General features: G+C 70.1%; 13 protein-coding genes and 1 pseudogene. 3 read left to right on the forward strand and 11 right to left on the reverse strand.

Features of this window, described 5'->3' with window-relative positions; genetic code table 11:
- Nucleotides 1-85: 85 nt before the first annotated feature.
- Both MTP03_RS17265 and MTP03_RS17270 read right to left on the reverse strand, forming a co-directional pair.
- Nucleotides 86-1,099, reverse strand: a complete 1,014-nt coding sequence (locus MTP03_RS17265; RefSeq protein WP_248489274.1) for a sensor histidine kinase — start codon at nucleotides 1,097-1,099, stop codon at nucleotides 86-88.
- A 121-nt stretch (nucleotides 1,100-1,220) separates the two neighbouring features.
- Entirely contained in the window at nucleotides 1,221-3,020 is a 1,800-nt protein-coding gene (locus MTP03_RS17270) for a glycerol-3-phosphate dehydrogenase/oxidase (RefSeq protein WP_248489275.1), read from the reverse strand.
- A gap of 27 nt (nucleotides 3,021-3,047) precedes the next feature.
- Here MTP03_RS17270 and glpK point away from each other — a divergent pair, with 27 nt between their 5' ends.
- Complete coding sequence (glpK, locus tag MTP03_RS17275) at nucleotides 3,048-4,607, forward strand: glycerol kinase GlpK (RefSeq protein ID WP_248489276.1); 1,560 nt, start codon at nucleotides 3,048-3,050, stop codon at nucleotides 4,605-4,607.
- A 92-nt stretch (nucleotides 4,608-4,699) separates the two neighbouring features.
- On the forward strand, nucleotides 4,700-5,857 hold the full coding sequence (locus tag MTP03_RS17280; RefSeq protein ID WP_248489277.1) for a PLP-dependent aminotransferase family protein: 1,158 nt from the start codon (nucleotides 4,700-4,702) through the stop codon (nucleotides 5,855-5,857).
- 15 nt (nucleotides 5,858-5,872) lie between these two features.
- Here the strand turns inward: MTP03_RS17280 and eno are convergent, their stop codons facing one another.
- The 4 genes from eno to MTP03_RS17300 all read right to left on the reverse strand — a co-directional run bounded on the left by eno (nucleotide 5,873) and on the right by MTP03_RS17300 (nucleotide 10,377).
- The gene (gene eno, locus MTP03_RS17285; protein ID WP_248489278.1) at nucleotides 5,873-7,156 is read right to left on the reverse strand and encodes a phosphopyruvate hydratase; all 1,284 of its coding nucleotides are present in this window, start codon (nucleotides 7,154-7,156) and stop codon (nucleotides 5,873-5,875) included.
- On the reverse strand, nucleotides 7,156-8,175 hold the full coding sequence (gap, locus tag MTP03_RS17290) for a type I glyceraldehyde-3-phosphate dehydrogenase (protein WP_248489279.1): 1,020 nt from the start codon (nucleotides 8,173-8,175) through the stop codon (nucleotides 7,156-7,158). The genes eno and gap overlap by 1 nt, the downstream gene beginning before the upstream one ends.
- Nucleotides 8,176-8,257: 82 nt before the next feature.
- Nucleotides 8,258-9,286: a class II fructose-bisphosphate aldolase gene (fbaA, locus tag MTP03_RS17295; RefSeq protein ID WP_248489280.1), complete on the reverse strand. Its 1,029-nt coding sequence runs from the start codon at nucleotides 9,284-9,286 to the stop codon at nucleotides 8,258-8,260.
- A 128-nt stretch (nucleotides 9,287-9,414) separates the two neighbouring features.
- A complete protein-coding gene (locus MTP03_RS17300) occupies nucleotides 9,415-10,377 on the reverse strand; it encodes a sugar-binding transcriptional regulator (protein WP_248489281.1) in 963 nt (320 codons plus the stop codon).
- 176 nt (nucleotides 10,378-10,553) lie between these two features.
- Between MTP03_RS17300 and MTP03_RS17305 the strand changes: the two genes are divergently transcribed.
- A complete protein-coding gene (locus tag MTP03_RS17305) occupies nucleotides 10,554-11,585 on the forward strand; it encodes an ATP-dependent 6-phosphofructokinase (RefSeq protein WP_248489282.1) in 1,032 nt (343 codons plus the stop codon).
- 10 nt (nucleotides 11,586-11,595) lie between these two features.
- On the opposite strand, the gene MTP03_RS17310 is transcribed toward MTP03_RS17305, so the two are convergent.
- From MTP03_RS17310 to MTP03_RS17330, 5 genes and pseudogenes are all read right to left on the reverse strand, one after another.
- Entirely contained in the window at nucleotides 11,596-12,489 is an 894-nt protein-coding gene (locus MTP03_RS17310; protein ID WP_371820795.1) for an aspartate/glutamate racemase family protein, read from the reverse strand.
- Nucleotides 12,470-13,563 (reverse strand): annotated as a pseudogene (gene galK, locus MTP03_RS17315) (galactokinase). Before galK ends, MTP03_RS17310 begins: the two are co-directional and overlap by 20 nt.
- A complete protein-coding gene (gene galT, locus MTP03_RS17320) occupies nucleotides 13,560-14,663 on the reverse strand; it encodes a galactose-1-phosphate uridylyltransferase (RefSeq protein ID WP_248489283.1) in 1,104 nt (367 codons plus the stop codon). The pseudogene galK and the gene galT overlap by 4 nt, the downstream one beginning before the upstream one ends.
- Entirely contained in the window at nucleotides 14,660-15,454 is a 795-nt protein-coding gene (locus tag MTP03_RS17325) for a DeoR/GlpR family DNA-binding transcription regulator (RefSeq protein ID WP_248489284.1), read from the reverse strand. The genes galT and MTP03_RS17325 overlap by 4 nt, the downstream gene beginning before the upstream one ends.
- On the reverse strand, nucleotides 15,441-15,746 hold the full coding sequence (locus MTP03_RS17330) for a hypothetical protein (protein ID WP_248489285.1): 306 nt from the start codon (nucleotides 15,744-15,746) through the stop codon (nucleotides 15,441-15,443). Before MTP03_RS17330 ends, MTP03_RS17325 begins: the two co-directional genes overlap by 14 nt.
- Nucleotides 15,747-15,750: the final 4 nt, after the last annotated feature.

Raw genomic sequence — 15,750 nt, forward strand, 5'->3', positions numbered from 1 at the left:
CAGCCGCGCCGGAGGCGCCAGCCGGGTCCGTCGGGGCCGGCGGTCACGGTCCCGCCGACGGTGCCGACCCGCTCCGTCAGGCCGATCAGGCCCGTGCCACCGCCCGGACCGGGCCGGGAGGCGCACCGGCGACGGCGCCGTCGTCGGTCACGTCGACGTCGAGCGCACCGTCGGACCGCCCGACGGTGACCTGCACGGGCGAGCCGGGCGCGTGGCGGCGGGCGTTGGTGATGCCCTCGGCGATGATGCGATGCGCCACGAGCCGGACCAGGTCCGGGACGTCATCGGCGTCGGCCTCGGGCGCGACGGCGACCGCGACGCCGTCGTCGGCAAGTCCCGCGAGCGTCGCGCCCAGTCCCGAGGCCCCGGAGGCCGACGGCGCTCGCGCGGGCGCCGCGGCCGACGCATCGCGCAGGGTGTCGACCATCGCCCGGATGTCGGTGAGCGCGCGGGCGCCGCTGCGCTCGATGCGCGCCAGGACGCCGTGCGGGTCGGCGCCCGCGGCGATCCCCGCCTGGGCGAGGACGACGATGCCGGTGACCTCGTGGGCGATGACGTCGTGCAGTTCCCGCGCCATCGCCGTTCGCTCCGCCATGGCGACCTCCGTTCTGGCCTGGACCAGCCGCCGTTCGGCCGTCCGATGCCGGTGCCCGAACATGATGGAGACGTTCACCGCACCCGCGACGAGGGCGCAGACGATCCACAGCGTCGCGTCTAGCCGGGCGAGCGGGACCAACGGCAGCACCGCGATGCCGCCCGCGACCACTTCCATCGCGCCGTCGAGCACCGTGTCGGCGTAGGACGCGACGATGCCCGCGATGATCACGAACACCCAGCACACGCCGGCCGGCCAGACGGGCGACTCGGGCACGAACGACCCCAGGGCGCAGGCGACGACGGCGAGCACGCAGCCCGCCCAGGCCCACGGCGTCACTCCGCCGCGCAGCACCACCATCAGCGTGATCACGGCCCCCGCCGTACCCACGGCGTTCACCACGATGCCGAGCAGTGACGGTTCCGCGGAGATCGATAGCAACGTGCCCAAGCACCACCCGGCCACCAGGAGCACCACGATGGTGATCCGGTTCGCGCGCGTCATGATCATGTTGCTATCGACTCCCGCCGTCGACGTCTCCCACAGGTCAGTCAACAGGCTCGACAGTGCCCCGCCCTCCCCGTTCGTCCGGATGCTCGCGCCACGGGTCGGCCGTTCGGCCGATCTATCGGTGTACCGCGGGCGTGTCCTTGCCCGGCACCGGAACGGGCTCGAGGATCTCGCGCCGCGCCTCGGGCGCGGCTGCGCGCAGGGCGTCGGCGGTCTCGTCGTCGGGCATGTTCTGCGACTCGATCTCGGCCGCGACGCGGGCGCCGTAGTTCTCGAGCTCGCGTGCCACGTCGGCGGCGGACCAGCCGAGCACGGGCGCGATCAGCTCGGCGACCTCGGCGGCCGCCTCCAGCCCGCGGTCGGGGTACTCGATGGAGATCCGGGTGCGCCGCGCGAGTACGTCCTCGAGGTGCAGCGCCCCCTCCGCCCGCGCGGCGTACAGGGCCTCGACGCGCAGGTACTGCGGGGCGCCGGCGAGCGGTTCGAGCAGCCCGCGGTCACCCTCGGCGAGCGCGAGCACGTCCCCGATGAGCGAGCCGTACCTGTCGAGCAGGTGGGTGACGCGATGCGGATGCACATCGTGCTCCGCGGCGATGGACGTGGTCTGGTTGGTGAGTGCGTAATAACCGTCCGCCCCCAGCAGCGGCACCTTCTCGGTGCACGAGGCGGGGATCTTGTGGGGCAGGTACGCCTCGGCGGCGTCGACGGCGTCCGACGCCATCACGCGGTAGGTGGTGTACTTGCCGCCCGCGATGGTCACCAGACCGGGCGCGATCGCGGCGACTGCGTGCTCGCGCGAGAGCTTGCTCGTCTCGTCGGACTCACCCGCGAGCAGGGGCCGCAGGCCCGCGTACACGCCGGTGATGTCGTCCTGCGTCAGCTCGGTGATCAGCACCTTGTTGACGTGATCGAGGATGTAGTCGATGTCGGTCGCGGTCGCGGCCGGGTGGGCGAGGTCGAGGTTCCAATCCGTGTCGGTGGTGCCGATGATCCAGTGAATGCCCCACGGGATCACGAACAGCACGCTCTTCTCGGTACGCAGGATCAGCGCGACATCGCTGACGATGCGGTCGCGCGGCACCAGGATGTGCACCCCCTTGCTCGCGCGCACGCGGAAGCGGCCCTTCTGGTGCGAGAGCGCCTGCAGTTCGTCGGTCCACACGCCGGTCGCGTTGATCACCACGGTCGAGCGGACCTCGGTGGTCTCGCCGGTCTCGCTGTCCCGCACGATGACCCCCGACACGCGGTCGGCCTCGCGGAGGAAGTCCACGACCTGCGTCGAGGTGCGCACCACTGCGCCGTAGTGCGCGGCGGTCCGGGCGACGGTCATGGTGTGCCGGGCGTCGTCGACGACGGTGTCGTAATACCGGATGCCACCGACCAGCGCGCCGCGCTTGAGCCCCGGCGCGAGCCGCAGGGCGCCCGCGCGCGTCAGGTGCTTCTGCGCCGGGACCGACTTGGCGCCGCCCATGGTGTCGTAGAGGAACATCCCGGCCGCCATGTACGGCCGCTCGACGACGCGCTTGGTGAGCGGCGCCAGGAACGGCAGCGGCTTCACCAGGTGCGGCGCCAGCGTCGAGAGGGAGAGCTCGCGCTCGTGCAGGGCCTCGCGGACCAGGCCGAACTCGAGTTGCTCGAGGTAGCGCAGGCCGCCGTGGAACATCTTCGAGCTCCGCGAGCTGGTGCCCGACGCGAAGTCGCGCGCCTCCACCAACGCCACTTTCAGGCCCCGGGTCGCCGCATCGAGCGCCGAACCGACGCCGACGATGCCGCCGCCGATCACGACGACGTCGAACTCCTCGGCGCCGAGCCGGCCCCAGGCCTGCGCGCGGTAATCGGGCGACAGCAGCGACGCGGTCGTCACCGTCGCGGACGCGCCCGCGGCCGTGGCGGTTTCAGGGTTAGCAGCGTTCATCAGCGATCACCATGTCAGTATTCGGGCGTGGCAGTTACCTCTCGCGACCCGCAGTTCGTCGCCGCGATCGATCAGGGCACCAGTTCGACGCGGTGCATCATCTTCGACAAGCGCGGAACCATCGTGGCGTCCGAGCAACGGGAACACGACCAGATCTTCCCACGTAACGGCTGGGTCGAGCACGACGCCACGCAGATATGGCTCAACACGCGCCTTGTCAGCGCGGAGGCGCTCGCCTCCGCGGACCTCACCGCTGCCGACATCGCTGCGGTGGGCATCACCAACCAACGCGAGACGGTGGTGGTGTGGGATCGCGCCACCGGCGAGCCGATCCACAACGCCGTCGTCTGGCAGGACACGCGCACCGAATCGCTGTGCGAGGAACTGGCCTCGGTCGGCCTCGACGAACCCGACCGCGACCGCTTCAAGGCGTCCTGCGGACTGCCGCTGTCCACCTACTTCTCCGGGCCGAAGATCGCCTGGATCCTCGATCACGTCGACGGTGCCCGCGAGCGCGCCGAGCGCGGCGAGCTGTGCGCGGGCACGATCGACTCGTGGCTGGTGTGGAACCTGACCACCGACGACTACGGCAGCGGCCGGGTCAGGGACGCGAACTCCGGCCGCCCCCTGCACATCACCGATATCACCAATGCCTCACGCACGATGCTGATGAATCTGGCCGACGGCGCGTGGGACCCCGCGACCTGCGCGGCGATGGGCGTCCCGATGTCGATGCTCCCCGAGATCCGCTCGAGCGCCGAGGTGTACGGCACCGTGCGCGAGCGGGGCGTGTTCGGCGGGGTGCCGATCGCCGGGATCCTCGGCGACCAGCAGGCGGCCATGTTCGGGCAGGCCGCACTCGACCCGGGAGCCGCGAAGAACACCTACGGCACCGGGAACTTCCTGCTGGTCAACACGGGTACCCGGCCGGTCTTCAGCGAGCACGGGCTGTTGACCACCGTCTGCTACCGGCTGGGCGCGGACGCGCCGGTGTACGCGCTGGAGGGTTCCGTCGCGGTCAGCGGCTCGCTGGTGCAGTGGCTGCGCGACAACCTGGGCATCATCTCCACCGCCCCGGAGGTGGAGGAACTGGCGACCGGCGTGCCGGACAACGGCGGGGTCTACGTGGTCCCCGCCTTCTCCGGGCTGTTCGCGCCGCGGTGGCGGCCGGACGCGCGCGGCGTGATCGTGGGCCTGACCCGCTTCTCGGACAAGCGCCACATCGCGCGGGCGGCACTGGAGGCGACCGCGTACCAGTCCCGCGAGGTCATCGAGGCAATGAACGCCGACAGCGGCATTCCGCTCACCGAGCTCCGGGTGGACGGCGGCATGGTGGTCAACGACACCCTGATGCAGTTCCAGGCCGACGTCCTGGATGTCCCCGTCATCCGGCCGCGCGTGATCGAGACGACCGCGCTCGGCGCGGCGTACGCCGCCGGCTACGCGACCGGGGTGTGGACGCTCGAGGAGATCCGCACCAATTGGGCCGAGGACGCGCGCTGGCTGCCCACGATGCCCGCCGACGAGCGCGAACACCTGTACGCCGAGTGGAACCGCGCGGTGGAGCGCACGCTGAACTGGGCCTGACACCCGGTCCGCCGCAGCGATCGACTCCATCGGAATCTCGAATATTGAGACACGATTCTTGAATTCTGAGATAGTCGTGGAAGTATGTCCGCATGTCCGCAGAACTCGGCTCCCAGTCCGTCCGGGCGGTGCGCGGCTCGGCGATCCGCGACCTGCTCGCGATCACCGAGCGCCCCGGCGTGATCTCGCTCGCCGGTGGCCTGCCGGCGCCGGAGCTGCTGCCGACCGACCGTGTCGCGAGCGCGGCGGAACTCGCGCTCGCCGCCCCGTCGATCCTGCAGTACGGGGTGACCACCGGAAGCCCCGCCCTACGGGAGGTGGTGCACGCGCGGGAGTCGGCGAGGCTCGGCCGGGACGCGGGATCGGTGGTGGTGACGCACGGTTCGCAGCAGGCGCTCTCGCTCCTGGCGCAGGCTTTGCTCGACCCCGGCGATGTGGTGATCGTCGAGGACCCCGGCTACATCGGCGCGCTGCAGGCGTTCGACACCACACGTGCCGAAGTGATCGGCATCCCGATGGACTCCGCGGGCATGCGGGTCGACGAGCTGCGACCGATCCTCGAGCGCCCGCGCGTCCGCATCGTGCACACGGTCTCGAACTTCCACAACCCCGGCGGTGCCACCCTCACCGAGGAGCGACGCCGCGAACTCGCCCGCCTCGCCGATGAATTCGGCTTCTGGATCGTCGAGGACGATCCGTACGGGGACCTGCGGTTCGCAGGTTCGACGGTGCCGCCCGTCGCGTCGTTCTCGGATCGGGTGCTGCGGTTGTCGTCGGCGTCGAAGATCGTCGCGCCCGCGCTGCGGGTCGGCTGGATGCACGGCGACGCAGGGGTTCTCGCGCTGGTCGAGAGGCTCAAGCAGGGCGCCGACCTGTGTGGCTCGAGCCTGACCCAGGCGATCGCGGCGGACCTGCTCGCCGACACCGCGTGGCTCAATGAGCACGTCGGGCGGATCCGCACCGTCTACTCCGAGCGCGCCCTCGCCCTGCACACCGCGCTGACCGACGCGTTCGGCGACCGGCTGCGCCTCACCACCCCCGAGGGCGGGATGTTCCTGTGGGGCGAATTCACCGACGGCACAGCGACGTCCGAAGTGCTCACCCGGGCCGTCGACGCCGGCGTCGCCTACGTCCCCGGCGCCGCGTTCGCGGTGCAGCGCGACCTCGGCCATGCACTGCGCTTCTGCTTCACGACCGGATCGCCGGACGACCTCCGCGAGGCCGTCCGGCGATTGGCAACGGTGCTGTGATCGACGACGGGCCGGTCAGGCCCCGTAGCGGGGGAACGCGGTGTCGCCGGCGTACCGCGCGGCGTCGCCCAGCTCCTCCTCGATGCGCAGCAGCTGGTTGTACTTCGCCACCCGCTCCGACCGGGCGGGAGCACCCGTCTTGATCTGGCCGCTGCCGACGGCGACCGCCAGATCAGCGATGGTGGTGTCCTCGGTCTCACCCGACCGGTGACTCATCATCGACTTGTACCCGTTGTTGTGGGCCAGCGCCACCGCGTCCAGCGTCTCGGTCAGCGTGCCGATCTGGTTGACCTTGACCAGCAGCGCATTGGCGGCGCCGCGGGCGATACCGTCCTCGAGACGCTCCGGGTTCGTCACGAACAGATCATCACCCACCAACTGCACCTTGTCACCGATGGCGTCGGTCAGATCGACCCAGCCCTCCCAGTCGTCCTCCGACAACGGGTCCTCGATCGACACCAGCGGGAACTCCCCCACCAGACCACGGTAGAACTCACCCATCTCAGCAGCGCTGAGCACCTTGCCCTCGAACGTGTAGCCCTCCGGGCCGTAGAACTCGGTCGCCGCCACATCGAGCGCGAGCGCCACATCGGTGCCCAGCTTCAGGCCCGTCCTACCGATCGCCTCCGAGATCAACTCCAACGCCTCACGAGTACCGGCCACCGACGGGGCGAAACCACCCTCATCACCCAAACCGGTGTTCAGCCCCTTGCTCTTGAGCACCGACTTCAGCGCGTGATACACCTCCGCACCCCACCGCAACGACTCCCGATAAGTCTCCGCGCCGATCGGCGCGACCATGAACTCCTGCACATCGACACCACTGTCCGCATGCGCGCCACCATTGAGGATGTTCATCATCGGCACCGGCAGGATGTGCGCGTTCGGCCCACCCAAGTAACGGAACAACGGCAACGCCGCCGACTCCGCGGCGGCCTTCGCCGCGGCCAGCGAGACGCCGAGCAGCGCGTTCGCGCCGAGACGGCTCTTATCCGGGGTGCCGTCCAGATCCAACAGGGTCTGATCGATGATCCGCTGCTCATCAGCCGGGATGCCGATCACCTCGGGCGCGATCACCTCCAACACCCCCTCAACAGCCTTCGTCACACCCTTGCCCAGGTAGCGGTCACCGCCGTCCCGCAGCTCCACCGCCTCGTGCTCACCCGTCGACGCACCCGACGGCACCGCCGCGCGGGCGAAGCTGCCGTCGGCCAGCACGATCTCGACCTCGACCGTGGGGTTACCACGGGAATCGAGGATCTCGCGGGCGCCTACCTGGACGATCTCACCGGACGCCATCACAGCGACTTCCCGACGAGGTCGGTGAGGTCGACGAGGCGGTTGCTGTAGCCCCATTCGTTGTCGTACCAGGAGACCACTTTGGCCTGGTCGTCGATGACCTTGGTCAGGCCGGCGTCGAACAGGGAGCTGTGGGGGTCGGTGACGATGTCGGAGGAGACGATCGGGGCGTCGTAGTACTTGAGGATGCCCTTGAGCTTCCCCTCGGCCGCGGCCTTCATGGCGGCGTTGATCTCGTCGGCGGTGGCCCGCTTGCCCAGTTCGACGGTGAGGTCGGTGACCGAGCCGGTGGGGATCGGCACGCGCAGGGCGTAGCCGTCGAGCTTGCCCTGGAGTTCGGGCAGGACGAGGCCGATGGCCTTGGCGGCGCCGGTGGAGGTGGGCACGATGTTGATCGCCGCGGCGCGGGCGCGGCGCGGGTCCTTGTGCGGGCCGTCCTGCAGGTTCTGGTCCTGGGTGTAGGCGTGGACGGTGGTCATCAGGCCGCTGACGATGCCGAACTCGTCGTTGACCACCTTCGCGAGCGGGCCGAGGCAGTTGGTGGTGCAGGAGGCGTTGGAGATGATGTTCTGGCTGCCGTCGTACTTGTCGTCGTTGACGCCCATCACGATGGTGATGTCCTCACCCGAAGCGGGGGCGGAGATGACGACCTTCTTGGCGCCGGAATCGAGGTGGCCCTGCGCCTTGTCGCGCGCGGTGAAGATGCCGGTGGACTCGACGACGACGTCCACGCCGAGGTCGCCCCAGGGCAGGGCGGCGGGGCCTTCGCGGACCTCGAGCGCGGTGATGACCTGATCGCCCACCCGGATGGAGTCGCCGTCGGCGACCACGTCCGCGTCGAGGCGTCCGAGGATCGAGTCGAACTTGAGCAGGTGCGCCAGCATGGCGTTGTCGGTGAGGTCGTTGACCGCCACGATCTCGATGTCGGCGGCGCCGCCGAGGGCCTTCTGGGCGGCGACGGCCCGGAAGAAGTTGCGGCCGATCCGGCCGAAACCGTTGATGCCTACGCGAATGGTCATGGTCGTGTTCCTTTCGGGTGTGTCCGTTCGCGGTGTCTCCGCGGCGACGGACGGGATGAGTCTGGGGCGCAGCCGGTCCCGACTACGTCGTGCTGATGGACTTGCCGGCGGAGTGCAGATCGTTGCAGGCCTCGACGACGCGCTCGGCCATGGAGGTCTCGGCCTTCTTCAAATAGTTGCGGGGGTCGTAGGTCTTCTTGTTGCCGACCTCGCCGTCCACCTTGAGCACACCGTCGTAGTTGGCGAACATGTGCCCGGCCACCGGACGCGTGAACGCGTACTGGGTGTCGGTGTCGACGTTCATCTTCACCACCCCGTAGCTCAACGACTCCTCGATCTCACTCTTGAGCGAACCCGAGCCACCGTGGAACACGAAATCGAACGGCTTACTCCCCGCCGGCAGCCCCAACTTCTCCGACGCGACCGCCTGACCGTCACGCAGCACCTCCGGGCGAAGCTTCACATTCCCCGGCTTGTACACGCCGTGAACGTTGCCGAACGTCGCCGCGAGCAGATACCCCTCCGCGCCGAGCGCGTCCACGGTCCTCGCGAAATCCTCATCGGAGGTGAACAGCTTGTCGTTGATCTCGTTCTCGACGCCGTCCTCCTCACCGCCGACCACACCGATCTCGATCTCCAGAACGATCTTCGCGGCCTTCGCCTTCGCCAACAGCTCCCGGGCGATCTCCAGATTCTCCTCCAGCGGCACCGCCGAGCCGTCCCACATGTGCGATTGGAACAACGGATTCCGACCCGCGTCCACCCGCTCCTGCGAGATCTCCAGCAGCGGGCGGACATAGGTGTCCAGCTTGTCCTTCGGGCAGTGATCAGTGTGCAGCGCGACGGTCACGTCGTACTGCGCGGCGACCACGTGCGCGAACTCGGCCAGCGCGACCGCACCGACCACCATGTCCTTGACCCCCAACCCCGAACCGAATTCGGCACCGCCGGTGGAGAACTGGATGATCCCGTCACTGCCGGCATCAGCGAAGCCCTTGATCGCGGCATTGACGGTCTCACTCGACGTGCAGTTGATCGCCGGGTACGCATAACCGCCCTCACGGGCACGGTCCAGCATCTCCCGGTAGGCCTCGGGGGTCGCGATGGGCATGGTCGGTCCTTTTCTCACGGAGTCGACGTGAAGAGCGAGGGAGGTTCAGATGCTCAGTGGTCGACGAGTCACAGGACGGAACCTATGCATCCCGATTCGGAGTGACAACCGTCACGCCCATATGGGCATCACGCACGATCGGTCGATTCGGCGGGCGCGACGCGCAGCAACGAGATCGCTGTCTCGCGGTCGGTGACGAGCGACGTGACCACCCCGCTGATCAGACTCGTACGAATCGCCTCCACCTTCTGGTGGCCGCCGGCGATGGCGATGACCTCGTCGACCGCGCTCAGTTCGCGATACGAGATGGCCAGCGTGCGCCCGCTGTAGTTGGTGCGCACCGGACGCCCCTCGGCGTCGAACTGGATCGCGCACAGTTCGGCGGCGACTCCCCGCGAATCCAGTTCCGCACGACCCTGATCCGACAGCATCGCGTACACCTGGGAGCCCGTCAGGTCCAGGCTGCCGACGGCGACCACGGCGACCGTGATCCGCTTCCACAACGCCATCGCCGCGGACACGCCGGGCTGCCGCGCGAGAGCCGCCTTCATCCGCTGGTCCGACATGATGAGCGGGGCGTAGATGGGGTACTGCGGGCCGCGCGAGACCGAGGTCAGCTGGCGCACCAGGTCGACCGAGCTGGCTTGGACGTCGCCCACCACGCCGGACATCTGGACGATCGTGCACGGCGGCAGGTCCCGGACGTGCTGCGCCATGGCGTCCAGAGTGCGCCCCCAGCCGACGCCGAGCACGTCCGACTCGGTCACGACCTCGCTGAGCAGGTCCGCAGCGACGCGTCCGAGGCCGTGCCGCAGGCCGTCAAAGTCGGTGAAGGAGCCGGTGGCGACCAGCGCGCGCCGTAAGCCGTAGGCGCGGCGCAGCCGCTCCGACAGGTCCGCGTCGATCGCCGCATCGGTGTTGACCTCGATTCGGACCAGACCCGACTCGATACAGGCGTCGAGGATCCTCGCCACCTTGTATCGGGACAGCCCGTACTCTGCGCCGATCTCCATCTTCGACTTCCCGTCGAAGTAGAACCGCCGCGCGATGGCGGCGGCCTGGACCACCTCGGCCGGCCCCATGGACCTCATCGAAACCTCCTCCGAAGGTCGCGGCCGGGACGATCCCGCCGTCCTCAGGGTAGATCCTCCGGGCGCCGATCCGCGCCCATATGGGCACGGACATTGTCGAAACGTTCCGAGTCACGTCTCATGAGTCGAGTACGACGACGGCCGGACGGTCTCGTTCCCACGACGAAGGGAGAGCAGTGCGACTCGGAGTCCTCACCGGCGGCGGCGACTGCCCGGGCCTGAACGCGGTGATCCGCGCGGTGGTGCGGACGAGTGATTCCCGGTACGGGTCGGCGGTGGTCGGTTTCCAGGACGGCTGGCGTGGGCTGCTCGAGGACCGGCGGGTGCAACTGTCCAACGACGACCGCAACGATCGCCTGCTCACCAAGGGCGGCACGATGCTGGGCACCGCCCGCACCCACCCGGACGTGCTGCGCGCCGGCCTGGACCGGATCAAGCAGACCCTCGACGACAACGGCATCGACGTCCTCATCCCCATCGGCGGCGAGGGCACCCTGACCGCCGCGTCCTGGCTCGCCGACGAGGGCGTCCCGGTGGTGGGGGTGCCGAAGACCATCGACAACGACATCGACTGCACCGACGTCACCTTCGGTTTCGACACCGCGCTGACCATCGCGACCGACGCCATCGACCGGCTGCACTCGACCGCGGAATCGCACCAGCGGGTGATGCTGGTGGAGGTCATGGGCCGGCACGCGGGCTGGATCGCGCTGAACTCCGGGCTCGCGTCGGGTGCGCACATGGTGCTCATCCCCGAGGTCCCGTTCGACGTCGAACAGGTGTGCCGGCTGATCAAACGCCGTTTCCAGCGCGGGCACTCGAGTTTCATCGTGGTCGTCGCCGAGGGCGCGAAACCCGCCGAGGGCACCATGGAACTGCGCCTCGGCGGCACCGACGAGTTCGGTCACGAACGGTTCACCGGCGTCGCGCACCAACTGGGTGTGGAGATCGAGAAGCGGATCAACAAGGAGGTCCGCACCACCGTCCTCGGCCACGTCCAGCGCGGCGGCACGCCCACCCCCGCCGACCGGGTACTGGCCACCCGCTACGGCGTCAACGCCGCCGACGCCGCGCACGCCGGCAAGGTCGGCCAGATGGTCTCCCTACGCGGCACCGGCATCGGCCTGGTCCCCCTCGCCGAGGCCGTCAAACAGCTCAAACGCGTCCCACGGGAACGCTACGACGACGCCGCCGAATTCTTCGGCTGATCGGTGCCCCTCACTCCACGACCTTCAGGGCACTCCGGATCGCGGCGTTGACTGCGACTACCAGCGGCACGTCGAACTGCGGCTGCAGCCGAAGCGCCGACGGCGACAGCGGCCCGCCGCCCATGATCACCGCACGGGCGCCGTCCTGATCCACCGACTGCCGCACGGCCTCGCGGAGCGCCGCGTCGAGCCGGTCCGGCGACGTGACCAGCTGCGTCGCATCGCCGGGCGTGACGCGGACGCCGCGGTACTGCCCCTCGATGCCGAGCTCGGCGGCCTTCTGCCGGAAGGACTCCACCAGAGCGGGATCGGAGGTCACCGTCGCGATGCCGAACGCGCGGCCGCCCTGAGCGGCCTCCCGGAAGGCCTCCGTCCCGATGCCGAACACCGGGACCGTCACCGCATCGTCCAGCTCCGCCATACCCGGGTCGCTGAACGCGGAGACGACGATCGCCGCCACCTCCGGATCGCGAGCGGCCTCGACACCGCGCCTGACCACTCCCCGGGCTGCGGTCTCCATGTCCTGCGGCGTCGTCAGCAGGGCCGGCGCGCCCTCATTGGTGATCCCCACGATTCGCGCGGCGCCCCGCGCCTCCGCGGTCGCCAGCTCGACCATCGAGGCGGTCGCGCTCCCACTCGAGTTCGGGTTGATGAGCACGATCGTCTTAAGCGGCTCCGCCGCGTTCGATGAGCTCACCGCCGCGCCCTCGCCGTCGGTCCCGCACCCGGCGAGCGCCGCCGTCGCAACGACACCCACCAGCACGGCACGCACTGCCCCGGGTCGTCGAGCCATGTCGCACCTCTTTCCACCCGACCCGCCCGGACCGGGTATTCCATTTTGCGGAAGATACTCTCCGTATCGCGGGGCTGTGGCGAAACCGGTGTCATCGACTCGATCGTGCATCCTCCAGGAGGTGAGCCCCTCGGCCCGGACGGACTTCTGTGACGGTCGGCTCCGGATGCCCGGCGCCGGCGACGCGGGCGGGGAGTTCGGCCGTGATCCGGCCGGCGGCGGCCGCGGGGGCCGGGCGATGACGGTGCCGCCGAACCCGCCGCCCGTCATCCGGGCGCCGTACGCGCCGAGCGCCACGGCCGCCTCCGCGATGAGATCGATGGCGGGCACGGTGATCTCGAAATCGTCGCGCATCGACTCCTGCGACGCGTTCATCAGTTCGCCGAACCTCGTGTGGTCGGCCGACCGCAGCGCCGCGGCACCGTCGAGCACGCGGCGGTTCTCGGTCAGCACGTGCCGGGCCCGGCGGCGGGTCGTGTCGTCGGCCAGCCGACGCCAGGCGTCGTCGTCGACGTCCCGCAGCGACGCCGCGCCCAGCGCCGCCGCCGCGGCCTCGCACGCCTCCCTGCGTGCCCGGTACTCCCCCGCCGCATGCTGGTGCGGGGTGCGCGAATCGATCGCGAGCAGCACGTCGTCGCCGAGCCGCAGCGGCACGGGTTCCACCGTGAGGGAACGGAAGTCGAGCAGCAGGGCGGTGTCCTCCGCGCCGTACAGACTGCTCATCTGATCGAGCAGACCGGTCGGCGCGCCGACGTACTCGTTCTCCGCGCGCTGCGCCGTCCGCGCGAGCGCCGTGCGGTCCAGCCCGTCCGTCGCGGCGGTGAGTGCCGTGAGCACCGCGCATTCGATCGCCGCCGAGGACGAGAGCCCCGCCCCGACCGGCACCGCGGAGTCGATGTGCAGCGATCCCGGGGACACATCGATCCCGTTCTCCCGCAACGCCCACACGCACCCGGCCACGTAGCCGGCCCACCCCGGCACGCCGCGCGGAACCGTGTCGAGCGGTACCGTCACGGCTCCGTCCTCCTGCGCGGAGGTGACCTCGATGGCGGAGCCGGTTCGCGCACCGTCGAACTCGGCGACGGCGCCGAACTGGAGCGCGATGGGCAGGGCGAACCCGGCGTTGTAGTCGGTGTGCTCGCCGATGAGGTTCACCCGCCCGGGGGCGTAGGCTCGCACCGTCATCCGATCGCCTCCCGCAGCTGCGCGGCGATGTTCTCTGGCGTCTTGTCGGTGATGAAGGCGTCCCGGCCGGACTCGGAACCGGCGAGGTACTTGAGCTTGTCGGCGCTGCGCCGGATCGAGAACAGCTCGGCGTGCAGATACCCCTCCGCGGCACCGGTGCGGTACTGGTGCCAGGAGGCGATGTACGGCAACGGCGAGCCGTACAGCGCGTCGAAGGCGCGCAGGATCGTCAGGTACACCGCCGCGAGATCGTCGGCCTCGGCGGAACTGAGCTCGGTCAGGTTGTGCACGTGACGGTTCGGGTACACGTGCACCTCGACCGGCCACTTCGCCGCGTACGGGACGAAGGCCGTGGTGTGCTCGGTCCGCACCAGGACCCTTGCGCCGTCGGCGATCTCCGCGGCGACGACCGCCTCGAACAGGTCCCCGCCGCGCTCGGCGCGGTACGCCGCTGCGGTCCGCAGCAGCGCGGCGGTCCGCCGCGTCCGGAACGGGTAGCCGTAGATCTGGCCGTGCGGGTGCGGCAGCGTCACCCCGATCTCCTCGCCGCGGTTCTCGAAGCAGTACACCTCCTCGATGTCGTCGCGCGCGAACATCTCCGCCGTACGGTGCGCCCAGGCGTCGAGCACCAGCCGCGCGCGCCGCGGCGACAGCGCCGCGAACGCGCCCTCGTGATCGCTGGTGAAGCAGACCACCTCGCAGCGGCCGACGCCCGGCGTCTCCACGCGCAGGGGGTCCGCAACCCCGCCTGTCGGCGCCGGTACGAACCCGGCGGGCGTCGCGAGCGACGGGAACCGGTTCTCGAAAACCACCACGTCGTAGTCCGCGGCGGGGATCTCGCTGGACAGTCCGTCGGGGTCCGGGCACAGGGGGCACATGGAGCGCGGCGGCTTGTACGTGCGCTCCTGGCGGGCCGGCGCCACGATCACGGTGTCGCCGGTCGTCGGGTCGCGCCGGATCGTGGTGGCGGGCTCCGCCGGGCGGACCGGCAGATCGCGGCGATCCACGCCCACCGAGGGCGCACCGCCGTCGCCGAAGAACAGGATCGCGCGGCCGTCGGCGAGCCGGGTGGCGGTGGGCTCCACGGTATCCCGGTTCACGCCGTGCCTCCGTTCGCGACGGTGAGCGGCACTGCGGCGGCCAGGACGTCGCGCGCTGCGGCGCTGACGCCGTCGTCCATGATCAGCCCGTCCACGTCGGCGAACGGGGCGAACAGATGCGCGCCGATCTCGCCGAACTTGGTGTGGTCGACCATCAGCACCGTCGACCGTGCACTGCCGATGAGGCGCCGATTCGTCTCCGCCTCACCGATGTTGGGGGTGGTGAACCCGGCCCGCGGATCGATGCCGTGCGCACCGACGAACGCCAGGTCACAGCGCACCCGCTCGAGCATCGCGTTCGCGACGGGCCCCACCAGGGCGTCCGACGGTGTCCGCTGCCCACCGGTCAGCTGCACGGCGGGTTCGCCCGTGAACCTGTCCTCCTCGGGGTCGGTGAGCACGTGGAAGATCGAGATGGAGTTGGTCACCACCGACACCCGGCGCCCGCGCAGCAGCCGCGCCAGCTCGAGGGTGGTCGTGCCGGCGCCCACCGCGATGGTCATCCCGTCCGCCACCAGGTCCACCGCCGCCAGCGCGATGGCGCGCTTCTCCGCGGTGGCGCGCACCGCCTTCTGCGCGGACCGGGGCTCGAGGCCCCGTCCGGCCGAGCCGCCCGAGCGGACGGCGCCGCCGTGCACCTTGGTCAACTCCCCCGCCTCCTCGAGGCGGTCCAGATCGCGGCGGATGGTCATCTCCGAGACCCCGAGCTCGAGAGCCAGGTCCATCACCCGCACGGCCCCCTGCGCGACCGTCGCCGCGAGGATCACCCGTCGTCTCTCAGCTGCCAGCACGCCGCGAACCTATCAGCGCCCACGCCGCGAAGCCCGCGGCCACGAGCACGAGCGCACCACCGACCCACAGGTTGCCCGCGCTGCCGACGGCCATGTCCGCGCGGTCGGGCGTGTGGGCGATCTCGCGGGCGCCGAGCTCCGCCAGCCCCGGTGCGAGGCCCGCGACGAGCAACAGCACCCCGTAGACGCCGAGCAGCGCAGCGATGATCATCCGGATGTCGAACAACAGGCTCAGCGACGAGGACCGCGTGGTCTCACCGTTGGCCTGCGCCTTCTCGGGTTGGTTCGTCATTCGT

The sequence above is a fragment of the Tsukamurella sp. PLM1 genome (assembly GCF_023168325.1).
Lineage (GTDB): Bacteria > Actinomycetota > Actinomycetes > Mycobacteriales > Mycobacteriaceae > Tsukamurella.

What these genes read in the sequence shown, in the direction of transcription:
- MTP03_RS17265 (WP_248489274.1), bottom strand. Translation starts at nt 1,099, where the DNA reads ATGACGCGCGCGAACCGGATCACCATCGTGGTGCTCCTGGTGGCCGGG.
- MTP03_RS17270 (WP_248489275.1), bottom strand. Translation starts at nt 3,020, where the DNA reads ATGAACGCTGCTAACCCTGAAACCGCCACGGCCGCGGGCGCGTCCGCG.
- MTP03_RS17280 (WP_248489277.1), top strand. Translation starts at nt 4,700, where the DNA reads ATGTCCGCAGAACTCGGCTCCCAGTCCGTCCGGGCGGTGCGCGGCTCG.
- eno (WP_248489278.1), bottom strand. Translation starts at nt 7,156, where the DNA reads ATGGCGTCCGGTGAGATCGTCCAGGTAGGCGCCCGCGAGATCCTCGAT.
- gap (WP_248489279.1), bottom strand. Translation starts at nt 8,175, where the DNA reads ATGACCATTCGCGTAGGCATCAACGGTTTCGGCCGGATCGGCCGCAAC.
- fbaA (WP_248489280.1), bottom strand. Translation starts at nt 9,286, where the DNA reads ATGCCCATCGCGACCCCCGAGGCCTACCGGGAGATGCTGGACCGTGCC.
- MTP03_RS17300 (WP_248489281.1), bottom strand. Translation starts at nt 10,377, where the DNA reads ATGAGGTCCATGGGGCCGGCCGAGGTGGTCCAGGCCGCCGCCATCGCG.
- MTP03_RS17310 (WP_371820795.1), bottom strand. Translation starts at nt 12,489, where the DNA reads ATGCACGATCGAGTCGATGACACCGGTTTCGCCACAGCCCCGCGATAC.
- MTP03_RS17330 (WP_248489285.1), bottom strand. Translation starts at nt 15,746, where the DNA reads ATGACGAACCAACCCGAGAAGGCGCAGGCCAACGGTGAGACCACGCGG.